The sequence below is a fragment of the Myroides sp. C4067 genome, assembly GCF_038039665.1.
In the GTDB taxonomy this organism is placed as follows: domain Bacteria; phylum Bacteroidota; class Bacteroidia; order Flavobacteriales; family Flavobacteriaceae; genus Flavobacterium; species Flavobacterium odoratimimum.
On record NZ_JBBPHJ010000019.1, the window covers coordinates 1 to 21,446 of the forward strand.

Sequence of the window (21,446 nt, forward strand, 5' to 3'; positions counted from 1 at the left end):
TAGATCGGCCATACCAACTACGTGACTTTCATCTCCTACACCCTCTACACTTGAGCTTTCTAAAAAGGTAATACTTCCTGATAATGGAGTATTTACAACTACATGACCGCGCTCAAAATAAGCTTTACCAGCAATACTTATTTCATTCTCTAAATCAATTCCATTACTATTAAAGATTACATCTTCAAACAAAGTGGAATTTGCTCCTCCTGATATTTTTTGTTTTGCTTTAGCTTCACTCAATTGTTCAAAGAATACCTGACTAGCCTTAACTGAACGTGAAAAAACAAAAGCACCTGTATTACTAAAATCATCTAAAAAATAGATATCTCCAGAATTTACAAAATTTCCTTGAGCACTATTAACAAACTCTCCACTTACAAACAAGACTTCATTAGCAGATACAAACATTTCTCCTGTATTATAAAGCTCTACTTTCTCTTGTGCATGTAGCACACAAGAAGTTATAAGCACAGGTATTAATTTCAATGTATTCCCTTTTTTCATATCATTTTTTTTACACTTATTTATATAAAATTCACAGATATACACATACCAAAAGCAAACATTATAACAAATAACAAAATTAAAAATAAAATTAACATTTAATAATCAATTAAAAAACATTTTTTAACACACTATCTATTAAACAATTATTAACAAAAAAATTCTACTTCTAATGATTTTAAATCAAAACAATACTCATCTTAAGTCTGAAAACCCTCTATAATTACATAAAACCCTCGTTTAATACATTTTAAATATTTGAAAAACATTGTTTTTTAAACTCTTGAACCAAATAAAAAAGCTAAAAAAGGCATTATATACAGTTTAGTATATTAATATTCAAACAATCAATCACTTAAAAATCTAAAAAACATTACTCAGTATAAATCCATAAACCTAAGACTAACAAAATATAGATGCCCCCCTAAGGAAACAGCACATAAGTTTCTAACTAATGGAATACTTTATCTTTTTATGTCTTTCACACCAAATAAGCTACCAATAATAAACTCCCTAATAAGACATCAGGTTAAAAAATGAAGGGGTAATCCGTCCTAAAAAAACTGTACAGCTATAGTAGGACGAGACAACCCTAATTAGACTGATCACATAGTGGTCGCATAGTTATGGGATACTGCTCGCATAAAAAAGGTACAAAAGCATGCGACCACTACCCCATAAACAACCTATAAATATCCTATTAAATGTAATATGATCAATTACATTATCAAAATCTCATAATAGAAAGCAACCATACTACTTATGTTCTAATACATCCTAATTAATCTTTAATACTACAAATAACAATATCTAAAATGAAAACTATAATAGCAATCAATACCAAATACTACAAATAAAAAAAGCTCCCTTACGGGAGCTTTTAGTGGCTAATGCTGTTAGTTTTAAATCCTACAGCAGGATCGGTCGAAAAAAAAAATTGTTTTGTTGTTTTTAAGAACAATTATAATATAGTATAAACGTAAACTTAAGTCATTATATTACAATTCTGTAACAATAAATTCACTACGTCTATTTAACTGATGTTCTTCTACTGTACATGGTACTCCATTACTACACTTATTCTGTAATTGTGTCTCACCATATCCTTGTCCTGTCACTCGGCTTGCCTCGATACCTTGGCTGATAATCCACTGTACTGTAGACTTCGCTCTGCGATCAGACAATCTTAAGTTATAATCATCGTTTCCTCTACTATCTGTATGAGAACGAACATCTATCTTCATAGTAGGGTATTCTTTTAATACTTCTACCACTTTCATTAATTCAATAGATGCATCTCTACGAATATTTGATTTATCAAAATCAAAATAGATTGGATTCAGTTTTAATTTCTTAAATAGATCATCATCTTTAGTAATAGGTTTCTCTGTTTTCTCTAAAGGAATATCTTGTTTTTTAACTCCTCCAGCTACAGCATCTAATTGTACGATTACTTCTTCTGTATTATACTTCTCAGCTGCTGCTTTTAAGCGATACTTCCCTCTACACTCTAGTTCATCTATTCTATAATATCCCTTATCATCAGTGATTAGTTCTCCGATCACTTTATATGAGTTATCATACACAGTTACTTTAGCATTGGCTAATACCTCTTGAGTATCTTTATCAAACACAATACCTTCTAGGCTCTGGTGACATACTTTCTGCATAAAGAAGTAAATATCATCTCCTCCTACACCATTCACTCTATTAGAACTAACGAATCCTTTGCGTGTCTTACTATCAATATAGAATGCAAAATCATCTGTGCTACTATTAATAGGTGTTCCCATATTCGTCACTTGACCTACACTTCCATCTACATTAATCTTCGTCACAAAGACATCTAAACCACCAAGTCCTGGATGCCCATCTGAACTAAAGAACAAGAAGTGATCTTTAGATATAAATGGGAAAGTTTCTCTACCTGCTGTGTTTACTTTATTCCCTATATTCTCTACTTTACCATATTCTCCTGTAGGGTATAATGCTACTCTAAAGATATCAGATTGTCCTAAAGTTCCTTCTCTATCTGAAGAGAAATATAACCATTTGTCATCTGGTGTTAAAGCTGGGTGAGCTGTATTATGGTTATCCGAGTTAAACGGCAACTCTTCTACATTCTCCCATTTACCTTCTTCTGATAAAGTCGCTTTATATATTTTTAATAAAGTCGAATGCTCTTTATTTAATCTTCTCTTCCCTTTTACACTTGTATTATTACGTGTAAAATACATCGTCTTCCCATCAGAAGTAAATACAGCTGTTGCTTCATTTACTTTAGTGTCTAACTCAGGTGCGAACTTCACTGGCTCTTCAAAAGTACCGTCTGCATTAATCACACTACTGTATAAACTTGTAAAACTCTCGTTCGTCCATTCGTGTAATCTCTTTCCTGACTGATGTTCTGTATTACGAGCAGAAGTATAAATCAATTGATTTCCTAATAAAGCTGCTCCATAATCTGAATAGGCAGTGTTCACACTTATATTCTTTAGTTCGTATCGATCAGAGTTATTCTCTATCTCTTTTAGATAACGGTCTTTACTAGATTCAAAAAGCTGTGCTCTAGAATCGTTTGCCTCTAATTTAGAGAACTCTTCCATCATCAGTTTTGACTTATCATAGTTCTCTACAGCTTTTAGCGTCTGTGCGTAACGATAATAATATTCTGATGGTAACACTTCTTTACCTTTATCTTCGTATTGACCTTCGAACAATTCAGTATACCACTGATTTGCTTCTATTAACTTTCCATTAAAGTAATATGCATCCGCTAACTTCTTCAGCATATCAGCATTAGTATACCCTTTGCTAGCGATGCGTTCATAGATCTTAATCGCATCTACGTAAGCTTGGGTTTGATATTCTTTATCCGCTTTCTTCTCTGCTACCTTCTGTCCATAGGTACTCATACCTACGAAAAGCAACATCGTCAATAAGCTTATTCTCAATAGCTGTTTTTTCATACTTGTTTTCTTAAGTCCTCTCTTATTAGAAGAAACGAGGAGCATTAATTGTACTACGACGGTTAAATAATTCGAATCTCATGAAAATCTCGTGTGAACCTGAGTTATAACGTTTAAGTGCAGTAGTCTCAAAGTCATAAGAATATCCAACAAATAAATTATCATTTACCTGGAACCCTGCCAATGCACTAACCGAAGCATCCCAACGATAAGCAGCTCCTAATGTAAACTTGTCATACATCAAGAAGTTAGCTGTCAAGTCTACTTGTAATGGTGCACCACTTACTGCCTTAACTAAAGCGGCTGGCTTAAATAATAAGTTCTCACTCACATCGAATACATACCCTCCCATTAAGTAGAAGTGCATCTTCTGGCGCATCGTCGTGATATCATTATCATCGTAGCGATCTGTAGTCAAAAAGTTCGGAACCGATAATCCTACATAAGCTTTATCAGAGTATAAATAAACCCCTGCTCCAATATTAGGGTTAAACTTGTTATTTAGATTCTCTTGGCTTACAGGATCTGTAGGGTTGTGGATATTAAGCTTTGTATAATCAACACTTAATAGGTTAGCAGTCGCTTTTAACCCGAATGCTAATTTATAATCAGCGTTTAAGTCAATAGCATAAGCTAAGTCTACAGAGATATTATTCTCATCCATCGCTCCTATACGATCATTGGTAAAGTTCACTCCTAGTCCTAATCCACTTTCTCCAAGAGGTGTAGATACAGACACATTCGCTGTCTTAGGTGCTCCATCTAGTCCTACCCACTGTGTTCTGTACATCCCGAATACGTTCAGTGTTCCTCTACTACCTGCATAAGCTGGGTTGATCATATTAGCATTATACATATACTGTGTATACTGTGGATCTTGTTGAGCTTGCATTTGAGAAAAGCAGCCTAAGGCGAATAGGCTGATTCCGATTTTCTTTATGTTTTGTTGAATATTCATGTATTCTCTTACTTATTGCTTTCTAAATGTAGGTAACCCGATTTCTTAATCATACGCGAACCGCTAGCGTCTTTATACTCATAACTCACGATGTAGAAATAAGTACCTGTAGGTAATTTCTCCCCTTTATTTACAGTAACACGTCCATCAGAGTATCCTCTAAACACATTACCTGCACTGTCATAACTCTTCGTATCATATACCTTAACTCCCCAACGGTTATAAATCTCTACTGTATTATTAGGGAATCTGTTGATATTATCTATGATAAAGTAATCATTCTTACCGTCTCCATCAGGAGAAACAAGGTTATAAATAACGATATCTCCGTCTAAGATTAGGTCTGTATTCACAGTAGCTAATGTAAAGAATCCGTACCCCTTAACACTTGTAGGTGTAGTGATCTCTTTTTTCTCTAGATCTACTACTCCTCCTTCGTCTACCCAAAGCTGTTGCTTAGCATCCCAGCGTACGATGTGTAATTCTTTCTCTGGGTTTACTAATAACTCTTTAGGTGTAGTACGCTCATCCCAACTTAACGTCAGCATGATGTCTCCTTTGCTATTATCACTTCCTTTATCTACTGTCCAGTACTCGCGCTCATCTAGTAAGTTAATCACTCCTGACTTAGCACTACGCGCTCTAAAGAAGTTCTTATCATCTAAGTTATACTTTCCTTCATACGCATCCTTTACATGGTCTGGAGCAGTGATTCTAGCATAACGGTATAGTCCTTTATCTCCCTTAGGATATTGGAATTCCTCATTACCTATCTTCTCTACATATCCTTCTGCATGGCTTCTATCTGTAGGCTTAAGTGCTTTCGCTCCTTGGTGGAAGGTTAGCATCCCTGCTAGTGAGTCTACCTTAATGATACCATCTTTAAAGTCTACACTACCTCTTACGTTAGCCTCGTTCTTTAGGTCGAAGGCCATGTCTTTAGTAGCGTTATCTAGTACTACGTCAAAGAAATTAGAAGGTTGGCTTCCTGTGATATGTTGAGCTCCTTTTGCTTCTTCAAAAGGAGTGAACACAGCTTTAGAACCTTTGGCGTTCGTGCTGTGATCGTAAATATTGTCATTGTTAAAGTTGCTGTAGTAATAAACCGTTCCGTCATTCTTTACATACCCTTCTTTTGTATTGTCAAAATCATAGATAGTAGACATTACACCACCTTCTGCTACTGAAATCTTTCCTTGGTTTACCATTACTTGGTCTTTCTTAGCTTGCTGTGCTACTACTGTAGCTGGCAATGCTAAACCTAATAAGGCAACTGATTTATATATTTTTTTTGATTGCATAGTTTTCAGTTTTTAAATACTGTGCTAGTGTGAAACTAGCACAGTTATTATTCTATTATCTCACTTTTTGATAAATCATAGGATTCGTTATCAATAATCCATTCCCTTTTAAAGGTACATAAGTATGAAATTCTTTAGTAGCATCCCATCCTTCGTCACCTTCTTTATATGGTGTTGGATCTGTTGATTTTACTTCGACAGTACGTTCTGATTTAGGCAATTTACCAACTCCTTTTACAGTAGCTTGATTATAAACTCCTTTCGTTTCGAATATATCAGCTTCTGTTACTTTATAAGATACTGTGAACGTCCAAGTCTCATTTCTATTTAAAATACCATTATTATTTTTATCACCTGAGAAAGTCACTCCCTCTTGTATTGGTAAATGAGTGCGCTCATCTAGCTTAATAGTAAATCCAAACAATGGATCAATAATCTCAATATCCTCTATATCCATATCTCCAGCATTTTTCACATCGAAAGTATATAAGATTGTTTCTCCTACTTGTGCATATCCATCTTTACTCTCATCTGTAAACACTCCTTCTTTCTCTATAGTACAAGTTTCACACTCTTTTTGCTGTTGACCATAACCAAAACCATACATCATCGTTTGACCAATTACATTTTGAGTTACATCTACTTTATTGATATTTGCACCTGTTCCTTCTGAAATCCAATGTACTACTTGCAACGGTACCGCTACATTTCCATTATATCGATCATACACTTCCAATTCTTCTAATGAAGCATTCGTAGTTCTTTTTCCCCATAATGTTACATTCCCCCATTTATCAATATTAACACGAATAACTGGTGAAGGGTTATTAAATCGATCATTCTGATCAATATGTGTATTATCACTTTCATCATCATTAGGGTTTTTATTCACATTCCAAACAGCACTAGTTCCTGTCTCCCCAAATCTTTTTCCATCAGATTTAAAACGTACATTTCTATTTGCATGGCCTGTTTCAAACTCTAATTCTTCTTTATAAAGAGGTACTCCATTAATAACCATATTAAAAGAATTGTCTAATCGATAAATATCTACAACAAATCCTCCATCTGTAGCAGGTTGTTCAAACTTCTCAACCACATTACTACCTTCTTTTTGAGCTCCAGCTCTATGAAACCATCCAAAACCTTTACCTACGATGTCTTGATAACACTCATCTGCACAAGTAATATTAGAGACATGGATTCCACAACTTGGATCTTGAATGCGCTTAGAGAATGTGATATTATCTATCAGAGTATGTCCAAAACCTTTTCCAGTTTCTAAAGCTCTATCTTGACTCCCTCGAATAGCAATCTTCACATTTTTACTTACTACATCATCACATGCAGCTTCTGCAAATGTAAAACTAGCTGTCAACGGTACCCATCCTAAACTAAATCCTTCTGGCTTAGCTCCTTCTGGCAATCCAACACCTCCATACTTCAGTGGAACTGATGCATAGATATGACCAGTCTCTTTATCTAACACATCCATGATCATATAATCTTTATCATGGTAAGTCACATAAGAATAGATATCTAAAGTATAAACTCTGTCTTTCTCTATTTTTTCTGCTAATTCAAACTCATAAAACGGTTTAATGCTTTGCGCAGCTGAAGCAGCTCCTCTTACTAAGAATGCTGAACCATTTACTGCTCCAGACATATCTCTTATCGCTTTAGCATTATCCCAAGCTGGAGTCCAGTCAAAATTACTATTTGCTTCAGTTGGATCATTACTTGGTGCATTCTCTACCCATATTCCTTCATGCCAAGAATCTGTTGTAGGGATTCCCATCTGTACATACCCAGGAGGATTTACAGAGTAATATCCATTTTTGATACGTGCTACAGAGATAGTTTCACTATGAGGATTTCTATTCGCACCTGCATAACGACGATCGTTAACACCTGGTGCAAAAAGATAAGATGCTGTTGCTCCTCCTCTAGGTCCGTCTCTTAGTACCTTCCCTTCTTCTGTCAATATCTCTCCATTCGCTCCTATACTAATAGAAGCTCGTTGACTCCAATCTGTTCTTCCTGAATTTACATTCCAATATCCACGATCAAAATCTTCAAAATACAATATCTTATCTACACACTCACCAAGTGCCATAAAGACAACTTCATTGATATTGTTACATCCTATTGATCCACTACCTCCAGGTAAATTACCTGAATCATTATTATAACATTCATAATGTGGATTCGTTGGTTTCACATTTGGATCTCCATTTGTTGCATCTGGATCAGAAACGTCAGCAGGTCTCATAATCGTTGATTCTGCAATCATTGATCCCGTCATACCGTTTAACACTCCCGTGATTTTATACTCAACTGTACATCCATTAGGTATTTGTAATTCTGAACGGAATGTACGCGTTAGAGGATCATAAGTAAGTGCTACTGATTCTTTAGCATTTCCATTTGCACATTTAAAAGTTGCTTTTACTCCTTTTGGATTGATTACATCCACCCCAGGAGGAACTGTAAATGTAAAAGGGGCACCATGAATTCCTTTACTAGCATCTGCTATAATATCAGAAGGTCCTTTATTACCTGCTGTCACTACATAATCTACTGTATCTCCTTTATGTCCTTTACCAGTACCACCTACTTTATAAGTAATATTCGTATAAAGGTCTGCCTCTTTTATAACAACCTCTGTCTTAATCTCTTTTTTATTTCCAACTCTGAACGTCCAAGTATCCATTGATTTTTTATCACCAAATGTATTACTAGCTCCAGAACCTCCTTCACCCCATTTATGCCCATTAATATTACTACTAATTCCTCTATTTCCAGAAGTAAAGTGTGTATTAACCTTAGGGTCTACATTTGATCCATTTCTTACATTCGGTATAGCGCTATCATCCCAAAATACTAAATCTGATAGTACATTATTATAATTATGGTAATCTAATAATTCAATTGCTATTCCCCCTTTATTGTATTCCATATCAAAGAAAGGAAAGTGAACTTCAGCACCTTGTAATTGTACATTTAGATCAACTGGAACTACACCTTTTAGTTTTTGTCCATTTGCTCCTACTCCATCCCAATAAATTTTATTGTGTCCTTCTTTTGTATTTCCTTCTAATCTTTTAAATACATATCTATTATTTATAATATCTATGGTAAACTGCTGTCCACTTACAGGAGCGTCAAACTCTATATATCCTCCTTTATGTCCAAAAATACCTACTGTCCCTTCAGCACCTACTATCTTCACATTAGATACTTCTGGTTCTATTACTGTAGGATTTAACCAAGTAGTCAAACCATAAGATGAACTATTAATAGCAACTTTTGCCTTATTCGGCATATCTTCTGCAGGTAATGTATAGTAAATCTTATGGGTAATATTACTATCATCATCTGGAGTATTAGGATTATGAATATTGTTGATAACCTTACTAGCTTCATTATCCATACTTTTATACAAAGAATTCTTTGTATAAGCGTCATAGAAACCATTGTTATTCACAAAAAATGCCCATACAATACCAGAAGACCCCTTATGAGTCACTCTATACGTAAAGCCATCATTGGTACGAACAAAAAAACGTCCATTAAAATTAACATTTTGATACGCTACAGCATTATCATTCCCATTAGTAAAATTCAGATTTGTAGTATAAACACGTCCCTCAATAAACTTAGTTTTACCCTTATTAATCACTGACACATCCCATGCTGCAATAGCTGCATTATTACCTTGAGTCCAATTACCATTAGCACTAACTATAGCACTAGATGCAGATGTACTTCTAGAAGCAAATTCTACACGATAAATTCCCTCTCCTCCTTTTGGAACTTCATAATAAATAGGAGTATATCCACCTTGACTAGTAGCTGATAACCTAGGCCCTGCCAATTCAGCAGAGCGATTTGGAATTTGTCCTTCTATTTGATTATTATCAACAACTCTACTCCCCAAAGGATTATACAAAGTAATTCCTCCTTTTTCATCATTATATCTCCCCCATCTATCTGTAGAATTAGTTCCTTGAGCAGAAGATGCCATTGTGATGATTTCTCCTTCTTTAGCATACACGTAATGTGCTCCTTCATTTGGAAAAGGTATTGCTTCAGGTGAAGCATATCCCTTACCTAATAAAAAAGCACGATGTCCACTCACACCACTAGGGTATAGATTTCTAGAACCATCTGCCAACATAGTGGTACTTACCCCTAAGACTAGGCTTAGAGTAAGTACTACTTTGATTGTTGTCTTATTTATAATTTTATATATCATATTATATTTGTAATTATAATTTAGTTTAATAAGTATCTTAAGCTAAAGATACTTAACTATTTTTTCGTTATTTGATTACAAAAACGATATTCATATATGAGGCAGGTGTCGCATTACCAATGATGTCATAAGTAAGCTTACCATCTTTATCTATACTCAAATTAGCAAATACTTTTGTGTCATAATAAGTCACATAGTAATGAAGCTCTCCACTACCAAACACAGCTATATCTGCTGGAGCACCATCACTCCCCACTATTCCTCCTGTATAAGGCATCGTATATCCACCAGCACCATGAGCAATATTATAATTAGCATTTCCTACTCCTGCTTTTCCTCCTGTAAACTGATCTACATATTCTTTATATAAATCTCTTACTAAACCAGTTCCTTTTGCTTTTGTATCAAAAATAACTGCTGGCATATAGAAGAACTGAGGAGCTACTTTAGCACGTTCTACAGTTTTTAACACACCATCAGCATCCGCTACCACAACTTTATCAGTTGATTCTCCAGCAAATTCAGGTTTATTAATATTATTAACTTGAACTCCTCCGTCTCCATGAATAACAAGGTTAATAAGAGCACTACTATTTCCATCGTATGTTTTATATGTTTCAAAACTGATGTTTTTTGAATAATATGTAGATAATTTAAATCCCTTATCTGCACTTGAGTTAATATGTGACCAATCATTATCATGATTTAACTTTAATTTCGATTCAATACCATTAGTAGACTCAATATTTGAAATTAAACCTATAGATGACGTTTTATCTCCATACATATTTAAACCAGTATGATCTGAATCATAAGTAAATCCATGAGATTGACTACCTTTCTCAAATATTAAAGACATGTTTTTTCCAAAATCAACAGTACGGTTACTCGTTAAAGTACCATCTGAGTTATAAATATTCTTATATTCCTCAGGTTTTTTCCACTCTACTTTAGTATTTGTATCACCATCTTTTACTACTGTTAATACATCACCTGCATTTCCTCCGTCAGTGTTAATTGCTACGTTATAATCCGTAGTAGTACTTCCTGTTGCTGTAGTAGGTGTTACTTTCACTCCATTTCCTTCAGAAACTGTAGTTAATTTCTGTGCTGCTTGAATAGCGTCATTTGAAACATTTACTTTATACTCTGTCGTATTACTTCCTGCTGGATTAACAGATGAACTTACTGTTGTATTTTCTCCATCAACAACAGTAGTAACTTTTTGTCCTGCTTGGATAGCCTCCTTTAAATCTACTGAACCTGACTCTACACCATTAACAGAAGTAACAATTGTAGTTCCATTAACTGTATTTGTAACATTATCAATTACTTTAACTTCAGCAGGTTTTCCATTCACTGTAGAAACAATAGTGTTACTATCTAGAGTACCATTATTATCTTTCTTAGTTAAAGCATTAGTAGTTGTAGGAACTATTTCAGATTGTGCTACCCAAGTAGCTTTACCTTCTTTAGTAACCATTACTTGCCCATTAGTACCCGCTTTTATTTCTAAAGAAACATCTTTGAATGTAGAACCTACACTTCCTTTATCATCATTAACAACAATTGAATTAGAAGTAACATTACCTGTTGCTAATTTTTCTTTAGCAGTTTCATAGTTAACTGTTAAATTACCAGTACTACCATCTACATTTAATCCTTCACCTGCTTTTATTACACCTGCTACATCTTTAGTAGCTGTTGGAACATCTAAAGTGTACTCATGAGAATCTGCAGCTTTAGTTACAGTAATATTTGTTCCTTCTTTAATAGTAGTAACTGTTTCGTTAGCTTTAACGATATCTTTTTGATCTACCCAAGTAGTTCCAGTTCCATCAGCATTAGTTACCATCACTTGATTAGCTTCACCGTGTGTAATCGAAAGAGTTACCTCTTTTAATACTGATCCTGCTCCATTATCTGTACCTCCTACAGTAATCCCAGTACCTATAATTCCTTTTGCATCAGAAATTAAGCTTGATGTAATAGTTGTCGGTGTCCATACACCATTTACCAAAGTCAATACCTGATTAGCAGTTGGGTTAGTATCAGATACTTCTACCCCTTGTATTTTACCTACTACAGTAGCATTAGTTGGTCCAGTTACATCACCATCTAAAGTAATCTCTGTAATTTCAGATTGTTTAGCAAAACGAGCCCATTTAGTTCCATCCCAATAGTAATAACCTGGAGTAACATCATTAGCTGTTGCTTGGTTATATACCATCAATGATGTTTCAGGTTTAGTAATAGGCGCTTGGTTAGTTGTTTCAACTAACTCTACACGTGGTATCAACAATCCTCTTTTTGAGGATTGTATATCTACTGCTGCTGATTTATTTGGTTTATCTGTTCCGAATCCTTGTTGTGCTTGAACTGTTTGAGTTCCTAATAAAAGTAATAAACTAAGTCCGGCAAATCCTATGTATGTCTTTTTCATCTTTTGTATTCTATTTTTTATTAGTTACGTCCAACAACGATCCATTTCGTTCCATTAGACTTGATAATCCATCCTTGGAATGGCATAGCTCCGTAAGCTAAATCTCCTTCTGTAGATTTGATATTTAAATACCCTGCATGGTCTTCTGTAATATTTACAATCTTAATACTGATTGTTTGTCCTTCTGTACCGTTAACAGCTGGTAGCATAAGATTAGTATGATCATTTCCTAAAGTCACTTCGATTACTACTTCTTCTTGATTAATAGAATAGTTAGTATCACCTCCAATATTAATATCTCCACCTTTATTGATAGTGATACTTCCTGTGGATTCAGATTTGTTTACAGCATATAACTTACCATCTGTTCCGATTTTTACATTTTCTAAAACAGTATTTTTATCAGTAGGAGCATTTAAACCTGTAATCGCTAATGAACCATTTCCTGTTAAATCTAATTTAGTTGGTTCTTTTACTTCACCACCTAATTGAATATCGTTACCATCTTTAGTTAGACCATTACTAGCTGTAACTGTATTTCCTAAAGCAGATGCTTCAACCCATTCAGTAGTAGTTCCTGTAACTGTTCCTTCAGCATCTTTAACTTCTTTAGTAACTAATACTTGACCTGCAGTAGTACCTCCTTTTATTTCTATTGATGTCTCATCTAATAAAGCTTTTGCTCCACCTTTCACAACAATAGATTTAGATTCTAATGCTTTACCATTTAACAACTCTCCTGTTATTTGTTGGTAAGTAACAGTTCCATCTGTATTTGCCACTGGTATAGTTCCTACCCCAGCTGGAGTACCATTACCAACAGCATCTTTAGTTCCTGCATATAACTTATCTTGTGTTACTGCACCGTTTTTAATTTTATTAGTTGTAATCGCATTATCAGCAATACCTAAAGTCACATCTTTCAATAAAGAGTTAGCTACTTCAAGAGTTGTGTCTACAGCACCAGTAGCTGTTACTGTAATTCCATCTCCTTTTAATGTTTTAGCTTTTAATGGATCTGTACCATCTGTACCTTTCTCAATAGCATCTTCAATTAAGTTCTTAGCAGATGTTTGTTTTAACACACCATCTTTATCCGCGATAACGAGTTTATCATTTCCTGAATCTAATTTATTTCCTGTAGTAGCATCTTTACCTACTAGCTCTTCTAATCCTTTAATAGCAATATCACCAACTTTATCACCATTATCATCAGTTAAGTCAATAATAGCTCCTGGAGTAGTACCATCATTTTTAATCTTACCTCCTAAGTTAACAGTGTTGTCATCTTTAACTGTAATACCTTGACCAGACTTTACTGTATTACCTAAAGCAGATGCATCAACCCATTCTGTTACATAAGTAACTTTTCCTTCACCATCTTTAACTTCTTTAGTAACTAATACTTGACCTGCAGTAGTACCTCCTTTAACTTCGATATTCACATCTTTTAAAAGAGCTGTAGCAGCTGCATCTCCTTTGATTTCAATAGATTTCCCAGTAGATGTTAATGCTTTTCCATTAATAGCACCTTTATCTATAGCATCTTCTACTAAATCTTTAGCTGATACATTCTTTAAGATACCGTCAGCTCCCATTACTACGATATTATGTCCAGCTACATTACCTTTTGTTAATGTATCAAGACCTGTTATCGCTAATTCTTTACCTGCTCCTGTATTTAAAATTGTTTTCTCTGTTAAATCCCCACCTAGTTTTACAACTGTTTTAGTATTTCCTTTATCATCTGTAATAACCTCTGTTTTCACACCATTAGTTCCTGCTACTACATCTTTTAAAAACACCTCAGGATTAACCCATTCTGAAACATAAGTAGTTTTTCCTTCTACAGTAACTTCTTTTGTCACTAACACTTGATTAGGAGCAGTTCCTGCTTTTACACTTACATTATAATCGATATCGTGTCCGTTTACATCTGGTTTTGGTGTAACTGTCACATTATCTCCTGCAGAAACTGTTACTGAACTACCTGAGTTAGAAGATACGAAACGTACCCATCTACCTTTAGATCCACCTTCGTGTTTAAAATTTGCATCCCAGTAATAAAAACCAGCTGGTGTTTTCGATCCAATATTATATACCATTAAAGCATTAGCAGGATTAATTACTGGAGTACCTTGGTCTAAATTTGGAATATCCAATCTAGGAATCAATAAACCACGTTTACCCGAAACGATCTCTACAGCAGATGATCTATCTGGTGTATTAGTTCCGAATCCTTGTTGAGCGTATATATTTGAAGTTGTTAAAACTGTGAAAGCTACTGTAGCTGATAATATTAATTTTTTCATTTTGATTTCTAATTAAGTAAGGTGATTAAAATTTGTTAACGATTTGCCATTGAGTACCATCAGATACTAGGTCCCATCCAGAGTAAGGTAAGCCTGTTTCTAGCTTTTTACCTCTTTCTACTCCTGCTACGTTTCCTTCAATAACTACATAACCGTCTTCATTCTTGTCAAGTTTTTTAATAGTGTATTTTTTTCCTCTATTTTCTTCACTTGCAGTTGGCAGAGTAATAACTATCCCATCTGTTGTAGCTGCATTAGCATCTACTAGGATTATAGCATCTTCTGCTACTAAAGATGTTGCCGAAGTAACCGTTTTAACAGCATTTGCAACATCTACTTTCCAGATAGTTTCATTTGGTTTAGCTACATCTACTCGACTAGAAACAGTTGTATTTGTACCATTTTCTAAAACAACTGTCTTTTGAGTGTTTTGAACCTGCGTCTCTAAATCTTGGTAGATTACATCTCCATCTTTATCAGCAATACCAACTCTAGGAGCATCTGATGTACTGGTTCCAGCATCTAATTTACCTGCTGTTATTGCTTTATCAGCAATACCTAAAGTCACATCTTTTAATAGAGAACTAGCTACTGAAGTATCAGTACCTTCTTCAACCCCAGCTGTTACCGTAATTCCAGCTCCTTTTAATTGTTTTGCTTCAAGTTTACCATCTGTAATAGCATCTTCAATCAAGTTCTTAGCAGAAGTTTGTTTTAACACACCATTAGTATCAGCAATAACTAGATTATTTTCTAATACTTTACCTTTCTCTACTGAATCCATATTAGCAATTGCTAACGTATTCTCTTTCGTATCGATAACAGTTGCTTCTGTTAAAGCACCTCCTAATTTGAACTCACTATTACCGTCTTTATCATTTACTACATTAATACCATTCTTTGCAGTTACAGTTCCTGACACAAATTCTTTAGGATCTACCCATTCTGTAACTTTATGAGTTTCTTTCTTATCTGTACCGTCAGCATTTTTACCAATAACTATTTCTTTTGTTTTTGTAACTAACACTTGACCATCTTTCTCTCCTCCTAGAACTTCTATAACAGTCCCATCTAAAAGAGCTTTTTCTCCACCAAATACTGAGATAGAACCTGAAGTAAGTGCCTTACCTTTAAGTGTCTCACCAGATACTTGTTGGTAAGTTACTGTCCCATTTGCATTTGCTACCGGCACAGTTCCTTCTGCTGCAGGAGTACCATTTCCATCAGCATCTTTAGTTCCTGCATATAACTTATCTTGTGTTACTGCACCATTGTTAATTTTATTAGTTGTAATCGCATCATCAGCAATACCTAAAGTCACATCTTTTAATAAAGAGTTAGTAACTTCTAGAGATGTTCCAACAACAGCACCAGCAGTTACCGTAATTCCATCTCCTTTTAATGTTTTAGCTTTTAATGGATCTGTATCCTCTGTACCTTTCTCAATAGCATCTTCAATCAAGTTCTTAGCAGAAGTTTGTTTTAACACACCATCATTATCTGCGATAACAATATTATTATCAGTTACAGGTTTATCAACATTAGCTAATCCTTCTATAGCCAAAACATTTTTATCTGTAGTTGTAATACTAGTTTTAGGCTCTGTTAAAGCACCTCCTAGACCTAATTTAGTAGTTCCATCATCACCAGTAATCTTTTGAATACCATTAGTAACCTCTACACCTACTTTATCAGCATTTACCCATTTAGTGATATAAACTGGCTTATTGTTCTCATCAACTACAGGTTGTCCGTTATCATCAAGTTGTGGTGTAGATACTAATACCTGTCCTTCAGATGTACCTCCTTTAATCTCAAGATTAGTATCTTTTAATAAAGAATTATCTCCTCCTTTAACGATAATAGATTGAGAAGTTAAGTCCTTAGCTTCAAGTTTACCATCTGTGATAGCATCCTCAATCAGGTTCTTAGCAGAAGTTTGTTTTAACACACCATTAGCATCAGCGATAACTAGATTGTTCTCTAATACTTTTCCTTTCTCTACTGAATCCATATTAGCAATAGCTAACGAATTCTCTTTAGTATCGATAACAGTTGGTTCTGTTAAGTAACCTCCTAATTTAAACTCACTACTACCATCTGTTGCGTTATTTACAACTGTAATACCATTCTTAGCATTTACAGTACCTGACACAAATTCTTTAGGATCTACCCATTCAGTAACTTTATGAGTTTCTTTCTTATCTGTACCGTCAGCATTTTTACCAACAACTATTTCTTTTGTTTTTGTAACTAACACTTGACCATCTTTCTCTCCACCTAGAACTTCGATAACAGTTCCATCTAAAAGAGCTTTTTCTCCACCAAATACTGAGATAGAACCTGAAGTAAGTGCTTTACCTTTAAGAGTCTCACCTGAGATTTCTTTATAAGTAACTCCTCCTTTTCCATCAGCAACAGGGATTTGTCCTTCAGCTACAGGATTAGTAGTTCCATTTTCTGAAGTAAAAGAAGTCATCTTATCCGCTGATACTGACTTATCATCTAACTTTTCGTTAGTAACTGCTTTATCGTCTAATTTCTCAGTAGAGATTCCTTTATTTGCTACTTGGATATTAGCATCTGCTAATAATGCTTTAACTCCAGTTGTTTTAGCAATAAATTCAAGACCACCTGATACCACTAAATCACCACTAGTACCTTCTACTGTAGTAATTTTTTCTAATAATTTCTCTATCGCTCCTTGAACATTTGTTGCTCCTAACTGAGTTGAATTGTCATTATATACAATACCACCAGCATTCGCATCAATTTCACCAACTACATCACCCTTTGAGTTTTTGAACTCATACACATTCTTTGTGGTATTCAAAGCAACAGATACTTCTTTTGGATCAATAGTTACTCCTGTCTCACCTGTTAATGGTTGTCCATCTGCACCTATTTGTTTCTCATTATAGTAAGTATAAGTACCATCTGCATTTTCAACTAATGTAGTAACAGTCTCATTTTCTTTAACGATAGTGCTAAACTTAGAGTTGTCTACATTAACCCATTCTTTCTTATCCTCATTCCATTCTTGGAATATAACATCCCCAGTAGACTGATCATAAACAATCTTAGTAAACCCACCTTTTGTTTCAGTTACATATTTAATATATTCATCAACATTAGTGAATGCACGTCCATCAACTGTTACAGGTTGTTTAACAATAGTTTCAAATTGCTTAACTACACTTGATGGAATATCAATAATAGTTTCTGTTCCATTCTCACTTGTGTAAGTATAGGTACCATTATTATTGTTTTTTAGCGTAGTTACAGTTTCGTTCTTCTCAACAAAATCTTTTAAATACTCCTCTACTGTAGTATATGTATTTCCATTAACTGTAATCGGTCCTCCATTGATAATTTTATCAAACTGGTTAATTACAGATTGTGGAACATCAATAGTAACATCTTTACCATTACCATTAGTAAATGTATAAGTACCATTAGTGTTATCTATTAATCCTGCTTTATTAACTGTTCCTAATACAGTACCATCTTTTGATACTACTGAGAAACTTCCGTTATTATTATCTTTAATAGACACATCTGCACCAGATCCTAAAGATTTCACGATTTCATCGATAGCACTTTGTACATCTTTAGAACTCAATCCTGAATCAGTATTATCATACCCTATAGCTTTAGCATTGGTATCAATAGTAGTAATCACTTCACCTTTACCATCTTTGAATGTATAAACACCATTCTGTGTTTCAACAGTTGTTTTATTGCTATCAAATGATACTGTCTTCCCTTTCTCATCAGTATACTCTAAAGTACCATCTCCTTTATCTAACAATGTAGTCAAAGTCTCATTACCTTTAACGATAGTACTAAACTTAGAGTTATCTACATTCACATATTTTTGAGTAGTTTCATCCCATTCTTGGAATATAACATCCCCTGTAGACTGATCATAAACAATTTTAGTAAATCCACCTTTAGACTCTGTTAAATAAGTAATATAATCATTCACTGTTTTGAATGTGCGCCCATCAACAGTAACAGGTCCTTTATTTACTATCTCTTCTAAGTTATTTACAACACCACCAACAACGTCAATAGCATAGATTCCTTTTGGTAAATTAGCTGCATCTACTGTAGTTGGCACTACACCTTTATTAGCTACTAGATACTCTTCAGAAACGTAATATTGCTTTTTATTTACAGTGATAATAGCAGTCTTACTTTCATTAGCAGTAATAACTTGATTAATAGAAACCTCTTTTCTTTCTCCTTCTTTAGTTACATAAGTAAGCTTATCACCTTCATAATAAACATTACCACCTACATAAGTTCCATCTAAATAATTAGTGATATAATCTTGAACAGTTTTATTATTGATAATATCACCAAACTTATTGATAACTGTCTCTTTTACTTTAATGCGAATACCTTCACCAATGATTTTGCCATTGCGATCTACAGCATTCTCATTGTAATAAATATAGTCTCCAGTAACTTCATCATACACGATAGAAGTCAATTTATCTTTTATCTCTTGTTTTACAACTTTGTCACCATCTTTAGTGAACGTATAAAACTTATCACCTTCATAGATAACATTACCTTCTGTATTCTTAACTATATTTTTGATGATATTCTGTACTTTATCACCATCTTTATTTACAATCTCTTGGAAATTATTCACTACAATCTCAGGTATATCTTTATCCGCTGTTAAACGCACCCACTTATTGATATCCCAATAGTAGTACCCTGGAGTAATATCTTTCTTCTCAGAAATTTTTGTAGCATAAACCATCAAGCTTTGAACATTACCATTTGTGATAGTTGTTCTGTCAGTAGCACTAGTTAATGCAACATTAGGAATCAATAAACCCCTATTACTTGACTCGATTAATAATTCTGCAGATTTATTAGGTGTTGCTGTACCAATACCTACTTGGGCATTAGTAGCAAAAGTTCCTAATAAAAGTGCAACAGGAAGTAATCTTTTTTTCATAACAATAATGATTAATATCTTATTTTAAAAAAATGCTACTGAAGAAAGTTCTAGTCAAATGAATCTTAGATCAAGTAGTCTTTTATAATTAAATTATTAACAATGCCTAGTTTTGTTTTTATTAGCATCATTTTACACGCATACACCTTAATTCTATACGCGCATTATTTATGCTACAAATTTCTCTTAAAAGAAGAGATAAAATGTTCCAAAACATTAGCTCGAAAGACGTACCAACAAAATGAAACATGAAACAAAAAACCATTAACACCACGCTAACAGATACTTACAAAACACTTTTTTATTTATCTCCAAAAAACACAGCTATATTAAAAAGAAATAGAAAAACACCTATAAAAAGCGTTTTTGAAACAACAAAAACAGCTTTTTGAATCATAAATACTACAATAAAAAAAGTAAATTTCACAACTAGAATACCCCTTAATATTTATCAAAAAAGAACACAAATCCCACTTACATTTTATGATATCATGACACTATTTCACCACTCTTAGCACACAAAATAGAAAGTAGAATATCATTCTATAGAACAAAACAGATCTGCTTAAAACAAAAAAAAGTCACAACATTGGCGAAACGTTGTGACTTTTTTGTAGCGATTGATTCTACACTGGCTATGTAAAATCGAGGTAATTAATTATTGTTGTTTGTCGTTCTGACTTGTTGATTCTCAATATACTCTGAAGGAGATACTCCCACATATTTTTTAAATGCTCTAAAGAAAGATGTTCTTGAGTTAAACCCGCATTCTTCACCTAGTTCACTAACAGAAACATTGTATTCTCTAGCTTTCAATGTCTCTTTAGCGTATTCTACTCGCAACTCATTGATATAAGTATTAAAATTCTTACCGTATTCAGTAGAGAAGAACTGTGACAGATGATGTCTCTGTATACGTGTTAGTTTCTCTACTAAATCCAACGAACAATTTGTTTTTAAAAACAATTGATCTTTAAGAATTACTTTTTCTATTTTCTCTTTATACTCATCTACAAATTCATTTGCAAACTTAGATTTCTCATACTTGTTTAGCTCTACATCAACTATATCTCCAGACTTCTCCTCTTCCCTTTGGTTAATATAAACCTCCTCGCTTTTCAATTTTTCTACATAATAGAAAAAAATAGTCATTGCTAAACACAGCACCCCTAGATATAATACATTACCATCATTATTAGGAATTGCATTGTACAATACTAATCCTATTGAAACAATTCCCACAAAAACCATAATCCAAATAACACGCAATACTAATAAGCGTACAGAATTAGATATATTTAACTTACTGACTGCTAAATAACCAAAAATGGCATAAAGAATTAGCTGACTTCCTAATACTACATAATTAACTAAATAGTAGTAAATCAAAAATTCTACATCAACACTGCCTAAATTAAATAAGGTAATGATATATCCAATAAAAAAAAGAACACCTGGTACAAAGTGAATATAGTCATCTTTAAAAAATACTATCGCACTTTTACCTGTATCAGCATTTTCTTTAACCTCTTTTACAAACGTTTTAAAACAACAGTAAAAATATGGTGCATAAAATATTCCAAACGGCATCCCTAAATAAACAAATGTTTCTTCTTCAAAAAAGAATCGCACTAGAATAGTTACTGTACAATGAAGAATCATAAATAGTAAAAACCAATTTAAAATTCTCTGAGAACTTCTTTTACTAACTAATCTATTA

At 33.8% G+C, this 21,446-nt stretch carries 8 protein-coding genes and 1 pseudogene; all 9 read right to left on the reverse strand.

Annotated elements, in window-relative coordinates:
• Positions 1-507: pseudogene (locus AABL87_RS12995) on the reverse strand (gliding motility-associated C-terminal domain-containing protein); the annotation flags it as partial.
• Between the two features lie 998 nt (positions 508-1,505).
• Complete coding sequence (locus AABL87_RS13000; RefSeq protein ID WP_341277465.1) at positions 1,506-3,476, reverse strand: OmpA family protein; 1,971 nt, start codon at positions 3,474-3,476, stop codon at positions 1,506-1,508.
• Between the two features lie 25 nt (positions 3,477-3,501).
• Entirely contained in the window at positions 3,502-4,434 is a 933-nt protein-coding gene (locus AABL87_RS13005; protein WP_006261807.1) for a PorP/SprF family type IX secretion system membrane protein, read from the reverse strand.
• A gap of 8 nt (positions 4,435-4,442) precedes the next feature.
• Positions 4,443-5,735: a gliding motility-associated C-terminal domain-containing protein gene (locus AABL87_RS13010; RefSeq protein ID WP_006265905.1), complete on the reverse strand. Its 1,293-nt coding sequence runs from the start codon at positions 5,733-5,735 to the stop codon at positions 4,443-4,445.
• A gap of 55 nt (positions 5,736-5,790) precedes the next feature.
• Positions 5,791-9,993: a DUF7507 domain-containing protein gene (locus AABL87_RS13015; protein WP_016648873.1), complete on the reverse strand. Its 4,203-nt coding sequence runs from the start codon at positions 9,991-9,993 to the stop codon at positions 5,791-5,793.
• Positions 9,994-10,060: 67 nt separating this feature from the next.
• Positions 10,061-12,436 (reverse strand): hypothetical protein, encoded by a 2,376-nt coding sequence (locus AABL87_RS13020; RefSeq protein ID WP_341277466.1) that lies wholly within the window; start codon positions 12,434-12,436, stop codon positions 10,061-10,063.
• Positions 12,437-12,456: 20 nt separating this feature from the next.
• Positions 12,457-14,748, reverse strand: coding sequence for a hypothetical protein (locus AABL87_RS13025; protein WP_341277467.1), 2,292 nt, complete (start codon positions 14,746-14,748; stop codon positions 12,457-12,459).
• 25 nt (positions 14,749-14,773) lie between these two features.
• A complete protein-coding gene (locus tag AABL87_RS13030) occupies positions 14,774-19,726 on the reverse strand; it encodes a hypothetical protein (RefSeq protein WP_341277468.1) in 4,953 nt (1,650 codons plus the stop codon).
• A 654-nt stretch (positions 19,727-20,380) separates the two neighbouring features.
• Positions 20,381-21,388, reverse strand: coding sequence for a helix-turn-helix domain-containing protein (locus AABL87_RS13035; protein WP_341277469.1), 1,008 nt, complete (start codon positions 21,386-21,388; stop codon positions 20,381-20,383).
• Between the last annotated feature and the right edge of the window lie 58 nt (positions 21,389-21,446).